This window comes from Pseudomonas sp. GW821-FHT03E01 (assembly GCF_059420765.1).
The window spans coordinates 247,605-272,014 of sequence record NZ_JBWKUI010000007.1 but is presented as its reverse complement, the minus strand read 5'-3'; the positions used below and the strand labels follow the sequence as shown (position 1 = coordinate 272,014).

Here is a 24,410-nt window from a genome sequence, read left to right as displayed (position 1 = left end):
GTGCAATGACCTCGGATACACCTTTGGCGCCGTGCTCCATTTTGCTCCTGGCGGGTGGGCGTGGCCAACGCATGGGCGGTCAGGACAAGGGTTTGCTGGAATGGCACGGCGAGCCACTGATCGCGCATCTGCACCGCAAGACCCGTCTGCTGAGTGATGATCTGATCATCTCCTGCAACAGAAACCTGGAGAAATATGCGCCTTATGCGGATCAGCTGGTCCATGACGATGAAGGCGACTTTCCGGGACCATTGGCGGGTATTCGCGCTGGCCTGAAGGCCGCCCGCCACACGCACCTGCTGGTATTGCCCTGCGATGTGCCATGCATCGATGCGGCGCTGCTCCAGAACATGCGTGAAACTGCCGCGCAGCATCCGGACAAACCGCTGATGCTACGCCATGGAGAACACTGGGAACCTTTGCTGTGCATGATTCCCGTCGCTCTTTCAGGGGCTTTCGAGACGGCCTGGAACGAAGGCGAGCGCAGCCCGGGCAGACTGATGCGCAAATTGGGCGCCATGGCCCTGCAGTGCCCCGAGAACGACTCTCGCCTGGCCAACCTCAACACGCCGGAACTGTTAAGCACGCATCACACTGTGTCAGACTGATAATTGAAGGAACTTGCGCGTGTTGCATACGTCTCAAGCTCAGCAATCAAAAGATTTTCCATTCGGAGACACACCCATGACCCAACGGACCCTCGCCACTTTCATGCTCGCCCTGGGCCTTGCGACCCTCGCCGGTTGTGCATCGCCTTCAGTGATCACCTTGAATGACGGTCGAGAAATCCAGGCCGTCGACGCGCCTAAGTACGATAAAGAATCGGGCTTTTACGAGTTCGAACAGCTGGATGGCAAGCACACTCGCATCAACAAGGATCAGATTCGTACCGTTAAAGAGTTGTAATCTTTGCGGCGACCATCGGATACAGAAAAGCCCGCTTTTAAAGCGGGCTTTTTCGTGGCAGAAGAAAAACAGGATCGCCTATGATCACCACTCCAGAGTGATTGTGCTTTCGAACTCTCTTTCGTGCCCCGTAACCGGATCGACAAATCGCAACCCCTGGGCGAGCAGCTTCAAGGGATTGGCATAGTCGTCTTCAACATCCTTGAGCACCTGCGGATAGAACGGGTCATTGCAGATACCAGCCCCCAGGGCCGCCATGTGCACTCGCAACTGATGTTTCTTGCCTGTTACCGGGTAAAGCGCATAGCGCCAGAACTCACCGTTTTTTTCCCGGACCTCGACAGCCGTCTCGGTATTGCTGACGCCCGGACCTTCCTGCATGCGAAAGAACGGTTCGCCATCGATGAGTCGACTTTTATGAACCATCGGGAAGGTCAGTTCAGGCAATGCCCGGGCGATTGCTTCGTAGCGTTTTTCGATCTGGCGTGTAGGAAACAATGTCTGATACGCCGACCGACTCTGAGGATTGGCTGAGAACAGCACCAGCCCTGCCGTATGCCGGTCAATACGATGCAAAGGCACCAGATGCGGGTTATCCAGTCGCCGGATCAGTCGTCGCAGCAATGTCTGCTCCACATACTCCCCAGCCGGCGTCACCGGCAGGAAGTGCGGTTTGTCCGCCACCACCAGATGCTCGTCGGCATAGAGGATCGACTCCACCACCGGGATCGGTTTTTCGTCCGGTACTTCACGAAAATAATGAATCCGCAGACCTTCCTTGTAAGGTAGATCCAGGGCGATCGGCATGCCTTGTCCATCGAGGACACGACCGCGAGCAATTCTGTCCAGCCATTGCTCACGACCGATGGCGCTGAAGTGTTCGCACAGGCAATCGAATACGGTCTGCCACGGACCAGGCGGCAGATAGAGCGTGCTGGCCTGGTTGTGCGCAGCAGAAAACGATGAAGTGGACATACGAAAAACTCTAACCCTCAATGCAGGGCAGCATTATCCAACAGTGGCCGGAACGAACCTAGAAGAGAATCCTCAGGCCGGTATTGACTGCGTTCGAGCGGCCGCTTCGGTGAACTCCTTGAGCCAGCGCAGCACATCGACCGCTTCCCAGCGACCCGGATCATAGAGCGCATACAACAACCCCTGATAGCCCACGACATCGAGCTGCCGGTGATAACCCGCACGCTGGAACAAGGCTTCGATTTCGGCGAAACAGGTATTGAAATGCAGTTTGTTGAAAGGCGTTTTTCCTTCCGTGACCAGACCATCCAGACGCAACTCGAGAACCGCCTCGCGCACCACGTCCGCCGACATCCGGTTCACGCTGTTCTTCAATTGTTCGACATTGACCACATTTCATCCCTCTGACGTCCGGGATCATCTGCCCAAACCCGAACAGGGAGAAGCATGGCAGGCAATCCGAATAACTGTATAGACATACAGTAACCGAATAACCAACCTTTCGCCAACGAATGAAACGAGGATCGCGACAGGTGGGGCATCGCCAGCAGTGTCAGGACTCGCGCAGGAACGCCACCACCTGCTCGGCACTAAACGGCCAGCCCAGTTCAGCGCCGGTATCGACCCGACGCAACACCGGAATACGCAGGCTGTAGGCTTCGAACCAGGTTTCATCATCAGCGATATCCACCAGCTCCACCAACAGACCACGCTCGACAAACTCCATCAGCATGGCTTCGGCGACTTCACAAAGATGGCAACCAACGGTGCCGAACAGCTGACATTCAGGAGGCATGACGACAAGACCAAACGAAGTAAGCGCTCATTCTAGGCCCGCCATCAAACGCAGTCGAGCCGACGTCCGAGCAACGGTGACTTCAAGAGATTTCAGCAAAACTCTGACGCAAATCATTTGCGTCGCCGGTCATTTGCGCAATGCTCGCGTCTTTTTTGCCTCTACGCTTGAGTAGCCAGAACCCTCACCGGAGTTTTTTGTGTTTGCCAACTTGTTGATCATCCTCGCCTCCTCCCTGGTGGTGATTGCACTGTTCCAGCGCCTGCGTTTGCCACCGGTGCTGGGCTACTTGTGCGTAGGGCTGATGATCGGGCCGACAGCGTTCAACTGGGTGAATGAAAACGAAGATTTGCCCGATCTGGCCGAATTGGGCGTGGTGTTCCTGCTGTTCTCCCTGGGGCTTGAGTTTTCCCTGTCGAAGATGCTCGCACTGCGCCAGGTGGTGTTTGGCCTGGGCAGCCTGCAAGTGCTGGGGTCCGGGATCTTGCTGGGAGCTTTGCTGATGCTGTTCGGCATGCCGATCACACCAGCCCTGTTACTCGGCGCCGGTCTGGCGCTGTCGTCTACCGCCATTGTCAGCAAGGAGTTGAGCAGCCTCGGCGAAATATTCAGCCGTCACGGCCAGAATGCCATCGCCGTGCTGTTGTTCCAGGACGTGGTTGCGGTGTTGCTGCTGACGCTTGTGCCGGTGTTCGCCGGCAGCAGTGACCAGGCCTGGTATTGGGCGCTGCCGCTGACACTGGCCAAGACCCTGGTGCTGTTCGTCGGTTTGCTGCTGGTCAGTCGCTGGTTTCTGCCACGGCTGTTCCATGAAGTCGCCGCGGCCCGGTCCGCGGAGCTGTTCGTGCTGTTGGCACTGGTGATTGTTCTGCTGACGGCCTGGCTGACTCACCTACTCGGCCTCTCTCCTGCCCTGGGCGCCTTTCTCGCCGGCATGCTGCTGGGGGAAAGCCATTACCGACATCAGATCGAGGCCGATATCCGTCCGTTCCGCGATATTCTGCTCGGAGTATTCTTCGTCAGTATCGGCATGCTGATCGACTTGCGCCTGTTTGCCAGCCACGGCCTGCTGATTCTCGGTCTGACGTTGGGGTTGCTGCTGATCAAGGGCACCCTGGTCGCACTGCTGGTCAAATGGCGCGGCAGCGATGGCGAAACTGCATGGCGCAGCGGCCTGGCATTGGCCCAGGGGGGTGAGTTCTGTTTTGCCCTGATGGCGCAGATGCAACAGAACAAACTGATGCCCGCCGACCTCGGCGGCCTGCTGCTGGCGGCCACGTTCTGCTCGATGCTGGTAACGCCTTTACTTCTGCGCGCCGCTCCCCGCATCGCCATGCGTCTGCACCGCAAACCCAACAAAGCAGCCGAACTCGAAGAAATCAGCGCGCTCAATGCCGGCCTGCACAATCACGTGGTGATCTGTGGCTACGGCCGCGTCGGTCAATCCATCGGGCGTTTCCTGCGTCATGTTCAGCAACCGTACATCGCGTTGGACACCGATCCGGTGCGGGTCCAGGAAGCTGTGGTCAATGAAAGCAGTGTGCACTATGGCGACTCACGCCGCGGCGAGCTGCTGATCGCGATAGGGCTGGAGCGCGCAAGACTGTTGGTGGTTGCCGTGGACAAGACGGACATCGCCCTGCTGATTCTCAAGGAAGCACGGCGGTTCAACCCGACCGTGCCGATCCTGGTGCGCACCCGGGATGACAGCCAGTTGGCCGAGTTGAAGGCGGCCGGTGCCAGCGAAGTCGTACCCGAGTTGCTGGAGTCCAGCCTGATGCTCGCCTCCCACGCTCTGATCATGCTGGGCATACCCGGCCAGCAGGTGCAGGACCGGGTCGACCAGGTACGGCATGACCGCTATCGCCTGCTGCACGATTTTTACCCTGGCGCCGACGATGAGGAACGCTGATTCAGTCCTGGCTCATGGCGCCGATCTTGTGCACCGACAAATCCGCGCCGTAATACTCTTCTTCCTGGCTCAGGCGCAAGCCATGGACGGCCTTGATCGCGCCATACACGGCAAAACCACCGGCCAGCGCCACGACTACCCCCAAAGAGGTGCCGATCAACTGGCTGATCAGGCTCACGCCCCCCAATCCACCCAAAGCGGTTTGCCCGAAAACGCCGCAAGCGATCCCGCCCCAGACACCACACAGCCCATGCAAAGGCCAGACACCCAGCACATCGTCGATACGCCATTTGCCTTGAGCCGCGGTAAAGCACCAGACAAACAGGCCCCCGGCGATGGCGCCGGTCACCAATGCGCCCACCGGGTGCATCAGATCCGAGCCGGCGCAGATCGCCACCAATCCAGCCAACGGGCCGTTATGCAGGAAGCCCGGGTCATTGCGCCCGACGATCAACGCCGCCACCGTGCCGCCGACCATGGCCATCAACGAATTCACCGCCACCAGCCCGCTGACCCCTTGCAGGGTCTGGGCGCTCATCACGTTGAAACCGAACCAGCCGACGATCAGGATCCACGACCCCAACGCCAGGAAGGGAATGCTCGACGGCGCGAATGCCACCAGTCGCCCGTCGCGATAACGACCTTGCCTAGGCCCCAGCAGCAACACCGCCGCGAGTGCCAGCCAGCCGCCCATGGCGTGAACCACCACGGAGCCGGCGAAGTCATGGAAACTGGCGCCGAAACGTGCCAGCAACCAGGCTTGCAGGCCGAAGTTGCCGTTCCAGACCACGCCCTCGAAGAAGGGGTAGATAAACGCCACGATCAGCGCCGTCGCGCACAACTGCGGGACGAACCGGGCGCGCTCGGCGATGCCTCCGGAAATGATCGCCGGTATCGCCGCGGCAAAGGTCAGCAGAAAGAAAAACTTCACCAACCCATAGCCATGGTCGGCGGTGATCACCGCCGCCGGTTGCATAAAACTGACCCCATAGGAAATCCAATAGCCTATAAAGAAGTAGGCCAGGGTCGAAATGGCGAAGTCACTGAGGATCTTCGACAAGGCGTTGACCTGATTCTTTTGGCGAACCGTGCCGACCTCAAGAAAGGCGAAACCGGCGTGCATGGCCAGAACCATGACCGCACCGATAAGGATGAACAACGTGTTGGAGCTATGGACCAGACTGTCCACAGCACTTTGCAGATTTTCCATGGATTGGCAGACCTGAAGGCTGAAAAAAGCACCAAAGCAGTTCGCGCAGATGGTCGGCGCACCAAGTTGCAGCCAATCCAGACCGCAACGCTGATCCGGATGAACCGCTTTGGCGCACAAGACCGCCGCCTCTGCGCGAGTTTTGATTGTTTGAGTTAGGGTTTTCCTGAAATCATGCCCGGCAACAGCGCAATAGCGCCGGCTGACGCACCACGACGTAGCAAAAGATGTACCAGTCATTTGTACTGAACCTTCGCGCAAGGCTCATACTCGAACGCTTCAGAAGCCACTTACGGAGATCACCAATGGCACGCATCAAGGCAAAGACTGCTCAAGAAATTCTGATGGAAGATTTTCAGACACTGGTCAGCGATACCGAACGGTTGCTGGAACACACCGCCTCCCTGGCCGGTGATCAGGCCGATGAGCTGCGCGAACAGATCCGCGACAGCCTGCTGCGTGCCCGGGAAACCCTGAAGCTGACCGAAGACGCCCTGCAAGAGCGCGGCAAAGCGGCTGTCGCCGCCACGGAAGATTACGTCCAGGCCAACCCATGGCAATCGGTCGGGATTGCAGCCGGCGTGGGTTTCCTGATTGGTCTGCTGGCCACTCGGCGCTGATATGGCGATCGATGAATCCGGCTCGTCCGCGACGGGCACCCGCTCTTCATCGCGGCGCCTGGGTGCCGCGTTTCTTGGATTGCTGCATAGCCATGTCGAACTGTTCGGCATCGAACTGCAGGAGCAAAAAGCACGTACCGTAAGCCTGTTGCTGTTTGCAGGCCTGACGCTGGTCTTTGCCTTGTTGTTGCTGGTGGGGTTGTCGACGCTGGTGTTGATCCTGTTCTGGGACACCTATCGCCTGGCGGCGATCATCGGGCTCTGTGTGTTCTACACCCTCGCTACGTTGTTCTGCGCGATGCGCTTGAGGGCGGCGATTTTCGATGAATCCTCACCCTTCCATGGCACCCTCGAGGAGCTGGCCAATGATCGGGAGCGTCTGTTGCCATGAGCATGCCTGAACTTCCCCGCAATAGTTCGCGAACGGAAATGCGCAAGGCACTGATCCGTCTGCGCATGGAAATGCATCGCCAGGAAATTCGCCACGAATCCCAACAACTGCTGCAGCCCCTGCAACGGGTGCGCGGCATGACACAAAGCCTGCAAGACGGCTTCGGCATCAAACACGCCCCGCTCTGGGGCATCGCCGCCGTGATCGGGTTGGGTTTTCTGACCGGCAAGGGTGCCAAGGGCGGCGGTATCGGCAGCCTGACCAAGCTGGTTAGTCTGGGCGCCGCACTAGGGCCGCTGATCAAGCTGGTCATGCAGAGCGCTTCGCGCAAACACTAATCAGTCTTGTCTGGCTGCATTCTTGCAATACCACCAGGATCAACCTCTTTATCGAGAGGTTGATCCTGCGTGCCTACCTGGGACCAGGTATTTATCCAGAACAACACCTTAATAAGGAGGCCTCGTGATCGACGGGCAACCGCTCGCCTGTTTTCAGCCATTCATCGATACCGCCACAGGCCGTATCGCGGGTGTCGAAGCGCTGGGCCGACTGCGCCAGGCCGATGGTCAACTGATCTCGGTAGGTGCGCTGTTCGCCGATCCGCGAACCCCGGCCATCGCCCTGCGACGTCTCGATCGCCAGATTCGCGACAACGCCCTGAGCCGTCTGCACGAAGCGCCCGCGGACTGGTTTCTCAGCCTGAACATCTCACCCCGCTGGATCAGCCGCTTGCGCCGGGACCAGGCACTGCCGAGCCTCAAGCAACTGAGCAGGCATGGTGTCGATGCACAGCGAATCGTCTTCGAGATCACCGAATTGGGCGGCGACAGCCAGCGTCTGGCTGAAGTCGTGGCCCGCTACCGGCAAGCCGGGGCGCGGATCGCCATCGATGATTTCGGTGCCGGTTACTCTCAACTCGATCGCGTGCTGGCCCTGCAACCGGACATTCTCAAGCTCGACATGCGGTTGTTCCAGGCCGCCGCACTGGGCGGTCCCAGCAGCGATGTGGTCAAGGCACTGGCGCAAATGGCAGAAAAAACCGGTTGCTGGATCATCGCCGAAGGCGTGGAAACCGAAGCTCAACTGAATTTTGCCCTGGAGTGCGGCTCACGCTACGTACAAGGCTTTCTGTTCGCCCGAGCGCAAGCGGATTTCTTCGCCACCGACGCCTTTGTCGAGCGCTTCGCGCAACTGCGCCAGCGTTACGTTCAGCAAAAGCTGACTGAACGCGCTCGCCTGATGATCATGCGCCAGCAACTCAGCGAACTGATGACCATCCTGCAAGCCTGGGCTCAAGCCTGCGCCCCCCTCAGCGCCTTGCCGCAACTGCAGGCGTTTCCCTGGCTGCTGCGTTTTTATCAGTGCGACCGCCACGGCACGCAACTGACCCCCAACCTGGAATGGCGCAACAACGGCTGGGAAGCCGATAGCCGCTACCTGGGCCATAACTGGTCATGGCGCCCCTATTTCTATCACTTGCTGGCCGAGGGTTGGGATGAGCGCCGTCTGACGCTTTCCAACACTTACCGCGACGCCACCAGCAATCAGTACTGCCTCACTGCGGGGCAGTTTTTCGATAACGGCGAACGGCTACTGCTCATCGATATCGACGCTGCGGGGTTGTAGTTCTCCTTGCAGGTACCGGCGCGAAACGGGAAGCTAGGGGTTCAGTCACCTGACGGAGAAACCAGCCTTGGATTGGCACACCCTGCTTACCCGCGAACGCCTCGGAAAACCTGTGCACAGCCCGGAAGAACTCGGCCGCAGTCCTTTCCATAAAGACCACGACCGGATCATTTTCTCAGGCGCGTTTCGCCGTCTCGGGCGCAAGACCCAGGTCCATCCGGTCTCCAGCAACGATCACATTCATACGCGCCTGACTCACTCGCTGGAAGTCAGCTGCGTCGGCCGTTCGCTGGGGATGCGCGTCGGTGAAACCATCCGCAGCGCGCTGCCCGACTGGTGTGAACCGAGCGACCTGGGGATGGTGGTGCAATCGGCTTGCCTGGCCCATGACATCGGCAACCCACCCTTCGGCCACTCCGGCGAAGACGCGATCCGCCACTGGTTCCAGCAGGCCGCCGGCCGTGGCTGGCTGGATGCCATGAGCGAAGCCGAACGCAACGACTTCCTCAACTTCGAAGGCAATGCCCAAGGTTTCCGGGTGCTCACCCAGCTTGAATACCATCAGTTCGAAGGAGGCACCCGGCTGACCTATGCCACCCTGGGCACCTACCTGAAATACCCGTGGACGGCCCGGCACGCCGACTCACTGGGCTACAAGAAGCACAAGTTCGGCTGCTACCAGAGTGAACTGCCGCTGCTGGAACAGATCGCTCATAAACTCGGCCTGCCCCAACTGGAAGAACAGCGCTGGGCGCGCCATCCGCTGGTGTATCTGATGGAGGCCGCCGACGACATCTGCTACGCGCTGATCGATCTGGAAGATGGCCTGGAGATGGAGCTGCTGGAGTACGCCGAAGTCGAGTCCCTGCTGCTGGACCTGGTGGGCGACGATCTCCCGGAAACCTATCGTCAGCTCGGTCCACAGGATTCGCGGCGGCGCAAACTGGCGATTCTGCGGGGCAAAGCCATCGAACACCTGACCAACGCAGCAGCCCGAGCCTTTGTCGAGCAACAGGACGCGTTGCTGTCCGGCACGCTACCGGGGGACCTTGTCGAACACATGCATGGCCCGGCCAAACGCTGTGTCTTGAATGCCAAGGACATGGCACGCAAAAAAATCTTCCAGGACAAGCGCAAGACGCTCCACGAAATCGGTGCCTACACCACCCTGGAAATCCTGCTCAATGCTTTTTGCGGCGCAGCACTGGAGCAGCACAACGGTCGTACGCCCTCCTTCAAGAACCGGCGCATACTCGACCTGTTGGGCAACAATGCACCCGACCCGCATGGCCCGTTGCACACCTCTTTCTTGCGCATGATTGATTTCATCGCTGGCATGACCGACAGCTATGCCGGTGAAATGGCGCTGGAAATGACCGGTCGTTCAAGCCACGGATAACAGCGCATCGATCAGCCGCGTCAGCGACGTCTGAACGGCTGATCGAATGTCTCGACATTCATCTGTATTTCAACATCGACAGAATCGCCCTACACCTTGTGCAGAGCTGACTGATCGATTGTTCGACCATCTCGCGAAACAATTGCACACCCACTGCTCGACAGATGACGCATGAAAACTCCTACGTTCAAACACGATTGGCACATATTGCTGGTGGAAGATCATCCGTTTCAGCTGAGAGCGGCTCAATACCTGCTCGAGAGTTACGGCTTCACCCAACTGACCACCACTGACAGTGCCGAAGGCGCCTTGCAACAAATGCTCAAAGCTGCGCAACCGTTCGATATTCTTCTGTGCGACCAATGCCTGCCCGACCTTCCCGGTCTTGATTTGATCGAGTTCGCCAGTCACCGGGGAATGATCAGACAGGCAATACTGCTGAGCAGCCTGACATCCGCCGAGCTGGAAAAACTTAAAACAGTAGCCTACGAACACGGACTTCCCTTGCTGGGTTACTTGATCAAGCCATTGAAACAATCAGATTTTAGAAACTTGTTGACCTTGGCCTCACAATAAAAAACACCAACTCTCACACACTAGAACCACATCCAAAACACAGATTAATACTTATAGCCAAACGCCTTCTAGCCTCTTGACTAAACTATCAAATTTTTAACCCTTCCTCATTCAAAACCTAGTTGACACGTAGTCCATTTCTTTTTCAGTTGTAGGACTTTTCCTATATTGCTGCTATCGGCTTGTCAGTTCATGCGCCCCCTCAACTACTGAGCTAAGGTGCGCGCTTTATTTGTGCACGTATGGGATTTGATTATGAACTCCGTTTTTATTGTCGACGATCACCCTGTCATCCGCCTTGCCGTTCGAATGCTGCTGGAACATGAAGGTTACAAAGTCGTCGGTGAAACTGACAATGGCGTCGATGCCATGCAAATGGTGCGCGAATGCATGCCCGACCTGATCATCCTCGACATCAGTATTCCCAAACTGGATGGGCTGGAAGTGCTCTCACGTTTCAACGCAATGAGCACACCATTAAAAACACTGGTGTTGACTGCACAATGCCCAAAACTTTTTGGTATTCGCTGCATGCAGTCAGGTGCATCAGGGTATGTATGCAAACAGGAAGAGCTCAGTGAACTGGTAAGCGCGATCAAAGCAGTATTATCAGGTTACAACTACTTCCCCAGCGAGGCCTTGAACCCAGTTCGTTGTGACGACGCACAGTGGGCAGACCTGGACTTGTTCAAATCCGTAAATGATCGAGAGTTGATGGTATTACAACTTTTTGCCCAAGGTCGCACCAACAAGGAAATTGCCAAGGGCATGTTCCTCAGCAACAAGACTGTCAGCACCTATAAAAAACGACTTATGCAGAAACTCAAAGCCAAATCTCTGGTTGAACTCATCGATATGGCAAAACGTAACGCGCTAGTGTGAGGAACAGGATGCCCAGTCGTTTGAAGGATTATCTAAGACTCATGGTCACGGCTTTATGCATGAGTACCCCGGTGCTCGCGGCGCAGACAGCCAGTGAAAACTACACCCTGCTCAGTCGCTCAACGACCGGGCACATGGAAGTCCGACTGGATACCTCACAACGACAATGGGTCAAAGACAAACGTGAATTGATCCTGGGCACATCAGGCCCGGATTATCCGCCTTTCGACCTGACCCTCAGCGGCCACGACTACGAAGGTTTCACCGCCGACTACGCCGGCATCCTCGGCAAGGTTACGGGGTTGCCCGTCAAGGTTCAGCGCTTCGCGTCCCGAGGGGCTGCGATCGAGGCACTGGAAAAGGGTCAGGTCGACATGCTCGGCACCGCCAACGGGTTCGAGGCCGACAATGCCGACATTGCGCTGTCCATCCCTTACGCCGTGGATCAACCCGTGCTGGTCACACGGGAAGGAGAAACCCGATCACTGACAGATGGACTCGCCGGCCTGCGGCTTAGCATGGTCTATCACTATCTGCCCCTGGACGAAGTCAGGGCGCTGTATCCGAAGGCAATCATCACCTCCTACCCGTCCTACCAGAATGCAATCAACGCGGTTGCCTTCGACCAGGCCGACGTTTTTCTCGGTGACACCATTTCAACTCATTACATGATCAACAAGGGGTATCTGAACAACATCCGCATGGCCAACTTCGGTAAACACGAAGCCCATGGTTTCAGCTTTGCCGTACAGAAGGACAACCCGGACCTGCTCGGGATCATCAACGCGGTACTCAAGGCCATCCCCACCAGCGAACGGGAAAACATCGCCAAACGCTGGAGTGCCGGCAGCGACATTCTTCTCACCGATCAAAAACTGCAACTCACCCACCATGAAGAACGCTGGCTGGCGCAACATCCGGTTGTGCGGGTGGTAGTTAATGAAGCATTTGCGCCGCTGACGTTTTTTGACAGCGACGGCAACTTTCGGGGTGTCACGGCTGACCTGCTCGAACTGATCAGATTGCGCACCGGTTTGCGCTTCGAGATCCAGCGCAGCCGAAGCGATGACGAGATGGTCGAGCAGATCGCCAACCAGCAGGCCGACCTGATCGCCGCCCTGCTCCCCAGCGCACAGCGTGAAACGATGTTGAACTTCAGCCGCCCGTATCTGGAAAACTCCTTTGTCCTGCTGACACGCAAAGCGGCCGACAGCCCGACCAACCTCAATCAACTGCAGGACAAACGCCTGGCCATTGCCCAGGGCAATCCACTGGTGGATTACCTGCGCAGCGAGTTTCCGCGGATCAATCTGGTTGAAACTCCAGACACATTCAGTGCCGTGGAGTTGCTCGCCGAGGGCAAGGCAGAAGGTGCGGTGAACTCATTGGTGATCGCCAATTACTTCATCTCATCGCGGATCTTCGAGCGGGCACTTCAGATCACCACCACCATCGGCACCCAGCAGGCGGCATTTTCCCTGGCGACCGGGCGCGACGCCAAAGAACTGAATGCCATCCTCGACAAGGCGCTGTTGAGCATCGCACCGGAAGAGCTGGGCATCATCAATAACCGCTGGCGTGGCTATTCGGCGGCCTCGCAAAGTACCTGGCGCAACTATCACAGAGTGTTCTATCAGATCGTTACCGGTGCTGGCGTACTGCTGCTGATCTCCGTTGCCTGGAACGCCTATATGAGACGCCAGATAAAACAGCGGCAGGCGGCGAAAGAACGTGCCGATGAAGCCAACCGGGCTAAAAGCACCTTTCTGGCAACCATGAGCCATGAGATCCGCACGCCGATGAACGCGATCATCGGCATGCTGGAGCTAACACTCAAACGCATTGATCCTGGCCATCCGGATCGACCGGCCATCGACGTCGCGTATCACTCGGCAAAAGACCTGTTGGAACTGATCGGGGACATTCTCGACATTGCGCGCATCGAATCCGGACGTCTGAGCCTGAGCCCGGAACGCGTCAATCTGGCTGAAGCCGTGGCCTCGGTGGTGAGGATCTTCGACGGGCTGGCCCGGCAAAAGAATCTCGGACTGCACCTGGCATTCAACCCTGCTAAACCTGCGACCGATGTCCTGCTGGACCCGATGCGTTTCAAGCAGGTGCTGTCCAACCTGGTCAGCAATGCAATCAAGTTTACGCAACAGGGTCAGGTCAGGATCAGCCTCGAGTTGCAACCGACCGACGAGCCCGACCGCATGCAGCTGCAGTTGCTGGTTGAGGACAGTGGCGCCGGGATCAGCGAGCAGGATCAGCAGCGACTGTTCGAGCCTTTCGTCCAGGCCAATAACTCCAGCCAGTTACCCAGGGGCGGTGCGGGGCTGGGACTGGTGATCAGCCGCAATCTGTGCGAAATGATGGGCGGCAACCTGCAATTGAGCAGCCAGCCTGGGGTCGGCACTCAGGTTCGGGTTTCGCTGAATCTGGCAACCCTGCCGCCTGTACAGATGCCGGAAATTGCCGAGCCACAGATTCACCAGAGCGCTGCCCCCTTGAACGTTCTGGTGGTCGATGATCACCCGGCCAATCGCTTGCTCATGTGCCAGCAACTGGAGTTTCTGGGGCATCGGTTCAAGGTCGCAGCAGATGGCGAGGCGGGATTGGAGGCGTGGAAAGATCAGCCATTCGACCTGGTGATTGCCGATTGCAATATGCCGATCATGAATGGATATGAGATGGCTCGTGCCATTCGCCAACATGAACAGCGCGTGCAGCGCCCTGCCTGTACCGTTCTGGGTTTCACCGCTAATGCGCAACCGGAGGAAAGACAACGCTGCAAACAAGCCGGGATGGACGATTGCCTGTTCAAACCTCTCAGCCTGACAGCCTTGAGCCAATGGATCGAAGGCATTGCACCGACGGTCCGCGACCCGGCGTTCAGCCTGGAGGGGCTGCACCTGTTAACCGGTGGCAACCCGGCACTGAACCGGCGATTGTTGACCGAGCTGCTGAATAGCAACCACCTGGATCGGCAAACGCTGCTGACGTTGTCCCGGTCAAACGACCGGCATTCACTCCTCGACATTGCCCACAAAATCAAGGGAGCGGCGCGAATCGTCCAGGCCTCCCGACTGATCGACAGTTGCGAGGCGCTCGAAAAGGCCTGCCATAACAGGCCCCACCACGATCAAGTGGCCGATTGCAGCAAGTCCATGGAGCGCGCCATGCTCGAACTGGATCACGCGTTGCGACAACAGCTCGCACGCCACGACAAACAGCAGAATGACGGAGCGTTAACTATGCTGGAAGGCTGAGCAGTGTGTTCATCGTCATGGAGAAATCTGCAATGCCCAGCCCACTGCGCCCGGACCAGCGCCGATTTCCCCTGCACATCCATATCAGCGTGATGTTCACGTTCCTGCTGTTGCTGACCGGGGTGGTGCTGGGCATTTTCAACTATCGGCAAACCACCCGGATCATTCTTTCCAGCAGTGAAAAGCTCTTCAATCGCATCGAGCAGGATGTCCGTCTGGACCTGCATCGCACCTATGAGCCGATTCGTCATCTGCTGAGCCTGCTGGCGGACAATCCGGCAACCCAGGCCGCCGACCTTGAGCAACGCCTGGCGTTGCTCAAGCCCTTCAGTCAATCACTCACGGACAACCCCGATCTGGCCTCGCTGTACCTGGGCTACAGCAATGGCGACTTTTTCATGGTTCGCCCCCTGCGCAGCGTCGCCCTGAAAACGCAGCTCAAGGCACCGGACTCCGCGGCGTATCAGGTATGGAGCATCGAGCATCCAGGCGGCGGTCAGGTCCGCTCCCAATCCTTGTTTTTCGATCAGAACCTGGCCCTCGTCAGCCGTCTGGACAACCCCGACGAAATCTATGATCCACGCACCCGCGCCTGGTTCTCCAGCGCCCGCAGCGACCGTGATCAGATCACCACCGAGCCCTACCTGTTTTTCTCCACCCACAATGTCGGCACAACCCTGGCGCGGCGCAGTGGTGAGCAAGCGGTGATGGGGGCCGACCTTACGCTGGCGGAACTGTCAGCGACCCTGGCCAAACATGTGGTGACGCCCGGCACCGAAATTGTGCTGCTCGATGCCGAGGGTAATGCCGTCGCCTACCCCGACAGCAGCAAACTGATCGTCGACGACCAGACAGCCCGGCTGATCAAAGCCGCCGACCTGAGCCCCAGCCTCGCGGCCCTGCTCACCAGTCCGCCTGAGATCAATCGCCTGAACGCCGCGGGTCGTCAATGGATCGCGGCGCGCAGCAGCATGCAGGAGGGTGGCCCACAGGGGCTGCAACTGGCGCTGCTGGTGCCGGAAGACGAATTGCTCGTCGATGCCTACCGCATGCGCTGGCAAGGCGCGCTGATTACCCTGGCAACGCTACTGTTGTGCCTGCCCATGGGTTGGCTGACCTCCAGAGTCCTGGTCACCCCCCTGCGCGCCCTGGTGCGGGAAGCCGATGCGATTCGTAGTTTCGATTTCAATTTTCCGGCCAGCCGTCGCTCGCCGGTGCTGGAAGTCGACCAACTGAGCGTGTCGATGGCGCGCATGAAAGACACCCTGGCGAGTTTTTTCCGGATCACCGAAAGCCTGAGCGCCGAAACCCGTTTCGCCCCCTTGCTGCAACGGGTGTTGTTTGAAACCGTGCAGATCGGCCAGGCCCAGGCCGGTCTGATCTACCTGCGTGAAGGTGATGAAAATCGCGTGGAACCTCATGCGCTGGTCATCAACGGCAGTTCACAGGCCTTGCCGCCATTCGACATTCAAGGACACGTACCCCAGGATTTTCAGAGCCCTCAGTGGATGCAAACACTGTCGACCGCCGACAATGTCGTCACCTCCCTGGGCTTCGAACAGGCGGGGGATCTGCAGAAAGTCTTGCTCGCGCTGGAGTGCCCGCGGGTTCATCTGGTCGGTATTCGGCTACACAATCGTCATAACGAAACCGTGGGGCTGCTGGTCTTGCTGCTGGCCGACAGCGGCACGCAAGACGACCTGGAAAAACTGCGCCCGGATCGCATCGCGTTTCTCCAGGCGGTGTCTGGCGCGGCCGCTGTGAGTATCGAAAGTCAGCGCCTGCAAGCCAGGCAAAAACAGCTGCTGGACTCATTCATTCAGCTGCTGGCCGGCGCAATCGATGCCAAGAGTCCCTACACCGGCGGGCACTGCCAGCGAGTACCGGTACTGACGCTGATGCTGGCACAGGCGGCCGCTGCCAGTCAGGACCCGGCCTTCCGTAACTATCAGCCCGGCGAAGATGAATGGGAGGCGCTGCACATCGCCGCCTGGCTGCATGATTGCGGCAAGGTCACCACCCCTGAATACGTGGTCGACAAAGCCACGAAACTTGAGACCCTGTACGACCGCATCCACGAAATCCGCACCCGTTTCGAAGTCCTCAAGCGTGATGCCTGGATCAATTATTGGCAGGCCATCGCCCTGGGGGGTGACGAGTCGCCTCTGGCGCAATTGCGCAATGCGAGCCTGGCGGCGCTGGATGATGATTTCGCGTTTGTGGCGCGCTGCAACCTGGGCAGCGAGGCCATGGCCGAGGCCGATCTGCAGCGGTTGAACACCATCGCCCAACGTACCTGGACCCGAACCCTGGATGATCGGCTTGGCGTTTCGTGGGAAGAGAACCGGCGCCAGGCCCGGACCCCGGTGCCGACCCTGCCGGTCAGCGAGCCACTGCTGGCGGATAAACCCGAGCATCTGCTCGAGCGCGCCGACAGCGAACTGATCCCGGACGACAATCCCTGGGGATTCAAGCTCGACGTGCCGCGATACAAGTACAACCGGGGCGAACTGTACAACCTGAGCATCGTCCGAGGCACCCTGACCCGCGAGGAGCGTTACATCATCAATCACCACATGGTGCAGACGATCCTGATGCTCAGTCACCTGCCCTTCCCCGGTCACCTCAATAACGTCGCGGAAATCGCCGGCGGCCACCACGAAAAAATGGACGGCACCGGTTATCCCAAACGCTTGAAGCGCGAAGACATGAGCCTGCCGGCGCGGATGATGGCGATTGCCGATATTTTCGAAGCGCTGACCGCCGCCGATCGCCCCTACAAGAAAACCAAGTCCTTGAGCGAAGCGCTGGGCATCATGGCCACCATGTGCCGTGACGCCCACATCGACGCTGAATTGTTCGGGCTGTTCATCAACGACGAAATCTACTTGCAGTACGCCAGCCAATTCCTTGAGCCACAGCAGATAGACACCGTTGACCCGACAAGCCTGCTGATCAAGGCCGGCTTGAAGGGCTGATCAGCAGTCGGTCAGACGCAGGAAAATCGCCGCCAGCTGCTCGATTCCGGCCTGATCGTCAGCGGTAAAACGCGCCAGCTTCGGGCTGTCGAGGTCCAGCACACCGATCAGTCGACCGTCCTTGACCAATGGCACGACGAGTTCACTGTTCGATGCGCTGTCACAAGCGATGTGGCCGGGGAATTCATGTACGTCTTCGACCCGCTGGGTCTGCAAGGTGGCAGCGGCAGCCCCGCACACGCCGCGACCGAATGGAATCCGTACACAGGCGATCTGCCCCTGAAACGGGCCAAGCACCAGTTCTTCGTTGCGATTAAGGTAGAAACCGGCCCAGTTCAGGTCATCGAGCTGGTTGAACAGAAACGCGGAAAATTGCGCGGCGTTGGCGATAAAATCACGCTCGTCCGCCAGCAACGATTCCAGCTGTGCCCATAGCATGCCGTAGCCCTCAAGGCCCTGGCCGCTCTTTTGTAAATCGATCATGCCTTTTGCTCCAACAGCTTCAGCCCGACCCAATAGCGGGCAAATTGATACGCGCAACGTCCGTTGCGATTACCCCGGCCCGTGGCCCAGCGCACCGCGAGGATGTCCAACTCTTCGTCACGCTGCCACTTGAGACCGGCCTTGTCGGCCAATTGGCCGATCCAGTGCTCGACGACGTTGAGGAAATGTTCCTGAGTAAACGGATAGAACGACAGCCACAGGCCAAAACGGTCCGACAGTGCGATCTTGTCTTCCACCGCCTCATTGGGATGGAGCTCGCCATCGACCCTTTTCCAGTTTTCGTTATCGCTTTCCTTTTCCGGCACCAGATGGCGACGGTTGGAGGTGGCGTACAGCAGAACGTTATCTGGCGCCTGCTCGAGAGAGCCATCGAGTACGCTCTTGAGCACGCGATAATCGCCCTCGCCCGACTCGAACGACAGGTCATCGCAGAACAGCACAAACCGTTGAGGCAGCTTGGCAATCTGCTCGACCACCCGCGGCAAGTCCGCCAGGTGATCGCGCTCGATCTCGATCAGCCGCAGGCCGTTCTTGGCGTGTTCGGCCAGCAAGGCGCGCACCAGCGACGATTTACCGGTGCCCCGCGAGCCCCAGAGCAAGGCGTGATTGGCAGGCATGCCGTCGAGGAACTGTTGAGTATTGCGGCCCAATTGCTCAAGTTGCCGGTCAACGCCGATCAGGTCGGACAGGCGCATGTCGAGGCTGACTTGCAGCGGCAACAGAAAACCGTTGCGACCCTCGCGTTGCCAGCGTGCGGCCAGGCAATGTGTCCAGTCGACCGTTTGCCGAGGCGCCGGCAGCAGCGGTTCGATACGGGCCAGAACGGCATCGGCGCGTTCAAGAAAAGCATTCAATCGGGAATCCACGTCTTCTCCTCGGGCACGTTCACAGTGATGATGGCGGTACAGCGACGAAACACAGCATCCGATGCCCGGCCAACACCCCGTACAGGTGTTTTGCGAGAACATCGGTATCCATTGATGATCGACTATGCTTGAGCAGCGAAGGGAAACGGAAGTGGTTCAACACCCCATGGATATCAAGTTCAGCCAGCGGCTGTCGTACAAGCAAGCCAAGCTTACGGTGCTGGTCGGTTTCATTCTGGGCACGCTGCTCAGCCTTGTGCAAATAGGCATCGATTATGCCAGCGAAGACGCCTCCATCAACCGCGAAATCCTGTCGTTGCTGGAAATCAGCCATAACCCCGCGTCTCGCATCGCCTACAACATCGATGCCGAACTCGCCCAGGAACTGATCCTGGGCTTGCTGCGCTCCCCGGCGATCATCGGCGCGAAATTGACCGACAACAACAATACCGTGCTGGCCAGCGCCAAACGTCCGGGCCTGGAAAACAATTACCGGGTGCTCAGCGACTTCCTGTTCGGCGCCAACCGACAGTTTGAAGACCGTCTTTACCTCGACCACTTGCCGGACGAATCCCTCGGGACCTTGCACCTGGATGTCGATACCTACACTTTCGGCAGTCGTTTCCTGCGCCGGGCCGAAGTGACCCTGCTCAATGGCTTCGCGCGCAGCCTGATCCTTACGGGCATTCTGCTGGCGCTGTTTTACGTGATGCTGACCAAGCCGCTGGTACGGGTCATCCGAGAACTCAGTGGTCGTGATCCGCGCAGCGCGGAGCCGACCTGGCTGGAGTATCCGGCGGGGCATGAAAACGATGAAATCGGCGTCTTGGTCAAGGTCGCCAATCAACAGTTCGATAATATTGCCACCGAGATCCAGCAGCGGCGCAATGCCGAAAACCGCCTGACCGACTACCTCTCGCAACTGGAAAATATCGTCTCGGCCCGTACGGCGGAACTCAAGGCCATCAACTCGCGGCTCAGCCAGTCCAACGAGGAACTGGAAGTCGCCCGCCGCACCGCCCTGGACATGGCCGAGGCACGCTCGGTGTTCCTGGCCAACATGAGCCATGAAATCCGCACGCCTCTCAACGGTCTGCTGGGGATGATCGCGCTCTCGCTGGACGGCCCGCTCAATGCCGAGCAGCAGCAACAGCTGTCCATCGCCCATGACTCGGGCAAAGTGCTGGTGGAGCTGCTCAACGATATTCTCGACCTGTCGAAATTCGATGCCGGCCAGCTGGAACTCGAACACATTCCATTCGACCTCGGCTCGCTGATCGAAGACACCGCCAACCTGCTGTCCCAGAACGCCGCGCCGAGCGTCGAGCTGACGTGCCTGATCGACCCGCAATTTCCCGCGCTGGTACTCGGTGATCCGACCCGGGTCCGGCAGATCGTCAGCAACCTGTTGTCCAACGCCCTCAAGTTCACCCGCTTCGGGCGGGTCGATGTGCGTCTTTCAACGTTCGAAGACGGCGTGCGAATCGAGGTCTGCGACACTGGCATCGGCATTGCCCAGGACGCACAGGTCAAAATCTTCCAGCCCTTTACCCAGGCCGGTGCCGGCATTACCCGGCAATTCGGCGGTACCGGGCTGGGCCTGGCGCTGACTTACAACCTCTGCGAAGCCATGCAGGGGCGTCTGACGATCAGCTCGGAAGCAGGCTTCGGCAGTCAGTTCTGCGCCGACCTGCCGCTGCCCTGCCACACCCGCGCCATCCCGCCAGCAGCTCTGCAAGGCAACATCGTCGCGATCACGGCCGCCAGCAGCGGACTGGCGGAACTGCTACAGAATCTATTGCCCGAATGGGGGCTCGGCTATCAACAACGTTCCATCGATGACCGATTGATCGGTCTGAAACCGGATGTGTTGATCACCGACTGTCCCGAATGCCTGTTTGGCCTGCGCCCAACTTTAACCGCGCCGATTCTGCTGGTGACCGCATACGGCAGTTTCCTGCCCAGCGAGCAAGCCAGCGCCCTGGCACCTTTGCAGCAACAGGCGCGACCGTTGGCGCGCAATGCGCTTTACCAGACATTGCGACGGATCCTGCAGCCGGAACTCAACACGATCAACGGTGCCCGGGTCGAAGTCCTCTCGCCCCAGCGACGCGGGCGCATCCTGCTGGTGGAGGACAACCCGGTCAATCAGTTGGTGGCCAAGGGCATGCTCGGCAAACTCGGCTGCGAGGTGAGCGTCGCGGCCCATGGCGCCGAAGCCCTGGATCAGCTCGAACACAGCGAATTCGACCTGGTGCTGATGGACTGCAACATGCCGGTGATGGACGGTTATGAAGCCAGCCGGCAGATCCGTCGCAGCGGGCGCTGGCCACAACTGCCCATCGTCGCCCTGACCGCCAACGCCATGTCCGAAGAACGCGAACGTTGCCGTGCGGCGGGCATGAGCGACTACCTGGCCAAACCCTTCCGCCGGGAAGAACTGGCGGCCCTGCTCGACTTGTGGATACCCACTACGACAGCGATTTGATTTGCCCCAACAGGTGATCAAGACCATCGCGCAGCTCATTCAGGCGATCCAGATCGACACCGCTATCGCACAACAGGCGGGCCTTGAGCGGCCCGACCTGATCGCGCAAGGCCTTGCCGGTGGACGACAGGCTCAAGTGCACCTCGCGCTCATCGCGCGCCGAACGCTGGCGCTGCACCAGTTGCAGTTGCTCAAGACGCTTGAGCAGCGGCGTCAGGGTTCCGGAATCCAGCGCCAGGCGCTCACCCAGCGCCTTGACCGTCGGTTGCTCTGGCGCCGCCTCCTGCCATTCCCACAGCACCAGCATCGCCAGGTATTGCGGGTAGGTCAGGCCCAGTTGATCGAGCATCGGCTTGTAGGCACGGATCACCGCCCGAGAAGCGGCGTACAGCTTGAAGCAGAGCTGACTGTCGAGTTTCAGCGAATCAACTGACAACGTGTTCATTTGAGCAGGGCTTCGATCTCGCGGCGCAGCGCTTGCGGCTTGGTTGCCGGAGCAAAGCGCTTGACCAGTTGACCGTCCTTGCCGATCAGGAACTTGGTGAAGTTCCATTTGATGCCCTGGGAACCCAATACACCTGGCGCGCGTTTTTTCAGCTGAACGAACAGCGGATGAGCGCCGGCACCGTTGACTTCGATCTTCTTGAACAGCGGGAAACTCACCCCGTAATTCAGCTCGCAGAACTCGGAAATCGCCCCTTCGTCGCCCGGCTCCTGCTGGCCGAACTGATTGCAGGGAAAGCCGAGTACCACCAAACCTTGATCCTTGTAGCTCTGCCAGAGCTCTTCGAGGCCTTTGTACTGCGGGGTGAAACCACATTTGCTGGCGGTGTTGACCACCAGCACCGCTTTACCGGCGAAATCGGCCAGGGTCTTTTGCTCCCCCTTGATGGTGGTGCAAGGGATGCTCAGCAGGTTGTCGCTCATGGCACGAACTCCGAATGAAGGAAGATCAAACATAGCGAGCAATTGAATTGTGTGCAATTTAATAAATCAATAGATGCCCGGCACGCGAACATCATTGCAGGAGCTGCCGGAGGCTGCTCCTGCGTATACAAATCAAGCGCACGACATCAGCAGATTATTCGCGGGGAACGAGGTCCAGGCACACCGAGTTGATGCAATAACGCAAACCGGTTGGCGGCGGACCGTCCGGGAACACATGCCCAAGGTGCGCATCGCATTTGGCGCAGACCACTTCGGTACGGATCATGCCGTGGCTGATATCACGGATCTCGACCATCGCGCTGTCGCCAATCGGCGCATAGAAGCTCGGCCAGCCGCAGCCGGAATCGAACTTGGTTTTGGAGTCGAACAGCGGTGCGTTGCAGCAGATGCAGTGGTAAACGCCGTCGGTTTTGGTGCCGTTGTATTTACCGGAGAACGGTCGCTCGGTGCCCTTGAGGCGGCAAACGTTGTACTGCTCCGGATCAAGCATGGCCCGCCATTCTTCCAGGGTTTTTTCCAACTTTTCCATTGATACACCTCAGCAGCTGAAAAAGCCCGATCTGTACCTTTTCCACGGATCGGGCGGCACGTATGATTGCGCCTCGTCAAACGCCAGTCTGGCAGCCAGACCACGCGCATTCAAACGGATTTATGAGTGCCGCCACTCAAGGCGTCAGGCCTGTGTGAATACGCAGGATTCCCAGCACGGTCGTTCACACGCCGCCTGGATCGTTCATTTTCGGGAACACATCGCCATGCAGGTCAGCAAATCGAACAAGCTCGCCAACGTCTGCTACGACATTCGCGGCCCAGTGCTCAAGCACGCCAAACGCCTGGAAGAGGAAGGTCATCGCATCCTCAAGCTGAACATCGGCAACCCGGCGCCCTTTGGTTTCGAAGCGCCGGACGAAATTCTTCAGGACGTGATCCGCAACCTGCCGACCGCCCAGGGCTACAGCGACTCCAAAGGCCTGTTCAGCGCCCGTAAAGCCGTGATGCAGTACTACCAGCAAAAGCAGGTGGAAGGCGTCGGCATTGAAGACATTTACCTGGGCAACGGCGTTTCCGAGCTGATCGTGATGTCGATGCAGGCCCTGCTCAACAACGGCGACGAAGTGCTGGTACCGGCCCCCGACTATCCGCTGTGGACCGCCGCAGTGAGCCTGGCGGGTGGCAACCCGGTGCATTACCTGTGCGACGAGCAGGCCAACTGGTGGCCGGACCTGGCCGACATCAAGGCCAAGATCACCCCGAACACCAAGGCCCTGGTGATCATCAACCCGAACAACCCGACCGGCGCGGTGTATTCGAAAGAAGTCCTGCTGGGCATGCTGGAACTGGCCCGTCAGCACAATCTGGTGGTGTTCTCCGACGAGATCTACGACAAGATCCTGTACGACGACGCCGTGCACATCTGCACCGCCTCGCTGGCACCGGACCTGCTGTGCCTGACCTTCAACGGCCTGTCCAAGTCCTATCGCGTGGCCGGCTTCCGCTCCGGCTGGATCGCCATTTCCGGCCCGAAACACCACGCCCAGAGCTACATCGAAGGCATCGACATGCTGGCTAATATGCGCCTGTGTGCCAACGTGCCGAGCCAGCACGCAATCCAGACCGCACTCGGTGGTTATCAGAGCATCAACGATCTGGTATTGCCCCAAGGGCGTCTGCTGGAACAGCGTAATCGTACCTGGGAACTGCTCAACGACATTCCGGGCGTGAGCTGCGTCAAACCGATGGGTGCGCTGTATGCGTTCCCGCGGATCGATCCGAAAGTCTGCCCGATCCACAACGACGAGAAATTCGTGCTCGACCTGCTGCTCTCGGAAAAGCTGCTGGTGGTACAAGGCACGGCCTTCAACTGGCCATGGCCAGACCATTTCCGCGTGGTCACCCTGCCACGGGTCGACGACCTGGATCAGGCCATTGGCCGGATCGGCAACTTCCTCAAGTCCTATCGCCAGTAAATGGCCTGTCACCGTGCGACGCGGATAAAAGTCGCACGGTGATTAATTCAGCAACACTTCTGTGCGCCCTGCCCTGCCTCGTTGTTTCAAGCGCTGA

Annotated in this window: 23 protein-coding genes; 14 read left to right on the top strand and 9 right to left on the bottom strand. The window is 58.6% G+C overall.

The window, feature by feature from the left end:
* Positions 1-5: 5 nt before the first annotated feature.
* A complete protein-coding gene (mobA, locus tag AC07VO_RS14475) occupies positions 6-608 on the top strand; it encodes a molybdenum cofactor guanylyltransferase MobA (protein WP_064616757.1) in 603 nt (200 codons plus the stop codon).
* Positions 609-684: 76 nt separating this feature from the next.
* On the top strand, positions 685-906 hold the full coding sequence (locus AC07VO_RS14470; RefSeq protein ID WP_064616755.1) for a YgdI/YgdR family lipoprotein: 222 nt from the start codon (positions 685-687) through the stop codon (positions 904-906).
* A gap of 84 nt (positions 907-990) precedes the next feature.
* Here AC07VO_RS14470 and AC07VO_RS14465 read toward each other — a convergent pair whose 3' ends face one another.
* The 3 genes from AC07VO_RS14465 to AC07VO_RS14455 form a co-directional block, all read right to left on the bottom strand.
* Positions 991-1,881, bottom strand: a complete 891-nt coding sequence (locus AC07VO_RS14465; RefSeq protein WP_064616753.1) for a pseudouridine synthase — start codon at positions 1,879-1,881, stop codon at positions 991-993.
* A gap of 72 nt (positions 1,882-1,953) precedes the next feature.
* Complete coding sequence (locus tag AC07VO_RS14460; protein WP_007895054.1) at positions 1,954-2,274, bottom strand: hypothetical protein; 321 nt, start codon at positions 2,272-2,274, stop codon at positions 1,954-1,956.
* Between the two features lie 160 nt (positions 2,275-2,434).
* Positions 2,435-2,677: a glutaredoxin family protein gene (locus AC07VO_RS14455; RefSeq protein ID WP_019582515.1), complete on the bottom strand. Its 243-nt coding sequence runs from the start codon at positions 2,675-2,677 to the stop codon at positions 2,435-2,437.
* A 199-nt stretch (positions 2,678-2,876) separates the two neighbouring features.
* On the opposite strand from AC07VO_RS14455, the gene AC07VO_RS14450 reads away from it, so the two are divergent.
* Positions 2,877-4,589, top strand: a complete 1,713-nt coding sequence (locus AC07VO_RS14450; RefSeq protein ID WP_018930004.1) for a cation:proton antiporter — start codon at positions 2,877-2,879, stop codon at positions 4,587-4,589.
* A 1-nt stretch (position 4,590) separates the two neighbouring features.
* Here AC07VO_RS14450 and AC07VO_RS14445 read toward each other — a convergent pair whose 3' ends face one another.
* The gene (locus AC07VO_RS14445) at positions 4,591-5,799 is read right to left on the bottom strand and encodes an ammonium transporter (protein WP_064621209.1); all 1,209 of its coding nucleotides are present in this window, start codon (positions 5,797-5,799) and stop codon (positions 4,591-4,593) included.
* Positions 5,800-6,104: 305 nt separating this feature from the next.
* Here AC07VO_RS14445 and AC07VO_RS14440 point away from each other — a divergent pair, with 305 nt between their 5' ends.
* The 9 genes from AC07VO_RS14440 (at position 6,105) to AC07VO_RS14400 (ending at position 17,540) form a co-directional block, all read left to right on the top strand.
* Positions 6,105-6,419, top strand: a complete 315-nt coding sequence (locus tag AC07VO_RS14440) for an ElaB/YgaM/YqjD family protein (RefSeq protein ID WP_007940034.1) — start codon at positions 6,105-6,107, stop codon at positions 6,417-6,419.
* A gap of 1 nt (position 6,420) precedes the next feature.
* A complete protein-coding gene (locus AC07VO_RS14435; RefSeq protein ID WP_018930007.1) occupies positions 6,421-6,810 on the top strand; it encodes a phage holin family protein in 390 nt (129 codons plus the stop codon).
* On the top strand, positions 6,807-7,148 hold the full coding sequence (locus AC07VO_RS14430; protein ID WP_019020946.1) for a hypothetical protein: 342 nt from the start codon (positions 6,807-6,809) through the stop codon (positions 7,146-7,148). The genes AC07VO_RS14435 and AC07VO_RS14430 overlap by 4 nt, the downstream gene beginning before the upstream one ends.
* Positions 7,149-7,272: 124 nt before the next feature.
* A complete protein-coding gene (locus tag AC07VO_RS14425) occupies positions 7,273-8,436 on the top strand; it encodes an EAL domain-containing protein (RefSeq protein ID WP_192351004.1) in 1,164 nt (387 codons plus the stop codon).
* Between the two features lie 67 nt (positions 8,437-8,503).
* Entirely contained in the window at positions 8,504-9,835 is a 1,332-nt protein-coding gene (locus AC07VO_RS14420) for a deoxyguanosinetriphosphate triphosphohydrolase (RefSeq protein WP_007940029.1), read from the top strand.
* 171 nt (positions 9,836-10,006) lie between these two features.
* Positions 10,007-10,411 (top strand): response regulator, encoded by a 405-nt coding sequence (locus AC07VO_RS14415; protein ID WP_018930010.1) that lies wholly within the window; start codon positions 10,007-10,009, stop codon positions 10,409-10,411.
* A 255-nt stretch (positions 10,412-10,666) separates the two neighbouring features.
* Positions 10,667-11,293: a response regulator transcription factor gene (locus tag AC07VO_RS14410; protein ID WP_007940027.1), complete on the top strand. Its 627-nt coding sequence runs from the start codon at positions 10,667-10,669 to the stop codon at positions 11,291-11,293.
* A gap of 8 nt (positions 11,294-11,301) precedes the next feature.
* Positions 11,302-14,562: a transporter substrate-binding domain-containing protein gene (locus AC07VO_RS14405; protein ID WP_192350981.1), complete on the top strand. Its 3,261-nt coding sequence runs from the start codon at positions 11,302-11,304 to the stop codon at positions 14,560-14,562.
* A 32-nt stretch (positions 14,563-14,594) separates the two neighbouring features.
* Positions 14,595-17,540: an HD domain-containing phosphohydrolase gene (locus AC07VO_RS14400; protein WP_192350979.1), complete on the top strand. Its 2,946-nt coding sequence runs from the start codon at positions 14,595-14,597 to the stop codon at positions 17,538-17,540.
* On the opposite strand, the gene AC07VO_RS14395 is transcribed toward AC07VO_RS14400, so the two are convergent.
* Together AC07VO_RS14395 and AC07VO_RS14390 are read right to left on the bottom strand one after the other, a co-directional pair.
* On the bottom strand, positions 17,541-18,023 hold the full coding sequence (locus tag AC07VO_RS14395) for a GAF domain-containing protein (RefSeq protein WP_018930013.1): 483 nt from the start codon (positions 18,021-18,023) through the stop codon (positions 17,541-17,543). It lies immediately after the preceding gene.
* Entirely contained in the window at positions 18,020-18,910 is an 891-nt protein-coding gene (locus AC07VO_RS14390; RefSeq protein WP_018930014.1) for an ATP-binding protein, read from the bottom strand. Before AC07VO_RS14390 ends, AC07VO_RS14395 begins: the two co-directional genes overlap by 4 nt.
* A gap of 166 nt (positions 18,911-19,076) precedes the next feature.
* On the opposite strand from AC07VO_RS14390, the gene AC07VO_RS14385 reads away from it, so the two are divergent.
* On the top strand, positions 19,077-21,398 hold the full coding sequence (locus AC07VO_RS14385) for a hybrid sensor histidine kinase/response regulator (protein ID WP_018930015.1): 2,322 nt from the start codon (positions 19,077-19,079) through the stop codon (positions 21,396-21,398).
* Here the strand turns inward: AC07VO_RS14385 and AC07VO_RS14380 are convergent.
* From AC07VO_RS14380 to msrB, 3 genes are all read right to left on the bottom strand, one after another.
* Positions 21,382-21,843 carry a MarR family winged helix-turn-helix transcriptional regulator gene (locus tag AC07VO_RS14380; protein ID WP_007940020.1) on the bottom strand — a complete coding sequence of 154 codons (462 nt, stop codon included), beginning with the start codon at positions 21,841-21,843 and terminating at the stop codon, positions 21,382-21,384. The genes AC07VO_RS14385 and AC07VO_RS14380 overlap by 17 nt on opposite strands.
* Positions 21,840-22,325, bottom strand: coding sequence for a glutathione peroxidase (locus AC07VO_RS14375; RefSeq protein ID WP_192350977.1), 486 nt, complete (start codon positions 22,323-22,325; stop codon positions 21,840-21,842). Before AC07VO_RS14375 ends, AC07VO_RS14380 begins: the two co-directional genes overlap by 4 nt.
* A gap of 154 nt (positions 22,326-22,479) precedes the next feature.
* Positions 22,480-22,875 carry a peptide-methionine (R)-S-oxide reductase MsrB gene (gene msrB / locus AC07VO_RS14370; protein WP_007940018.1) on the bottom strand — a complete coding sequence of 132 codons (396 nt, stop codon included), beginning with the start codon at positions 22,873-22,875 and terminating at the stop codon, positions 22,480-22,482.
* Between the two features lie 226 nt (positions 22,876-23,101).
* Here msrB and AC07VO_RS14365 point away from each other — a divergent pair, with 226 nt between their 5' ends.
* A complete protein-coding gene (locus tag AC07VO_RS14365; protein ID WP_007940017.1) occupies positions 23,102-24,313 on the top strand; it encodes a pyridoxal phosphate-dependent aminotransferase in 1,212 nt (403 codons plus the stop codon).
* The last annotated feature ends 97 nt before the right edge of the window (positions 24,314-24,410 follow it).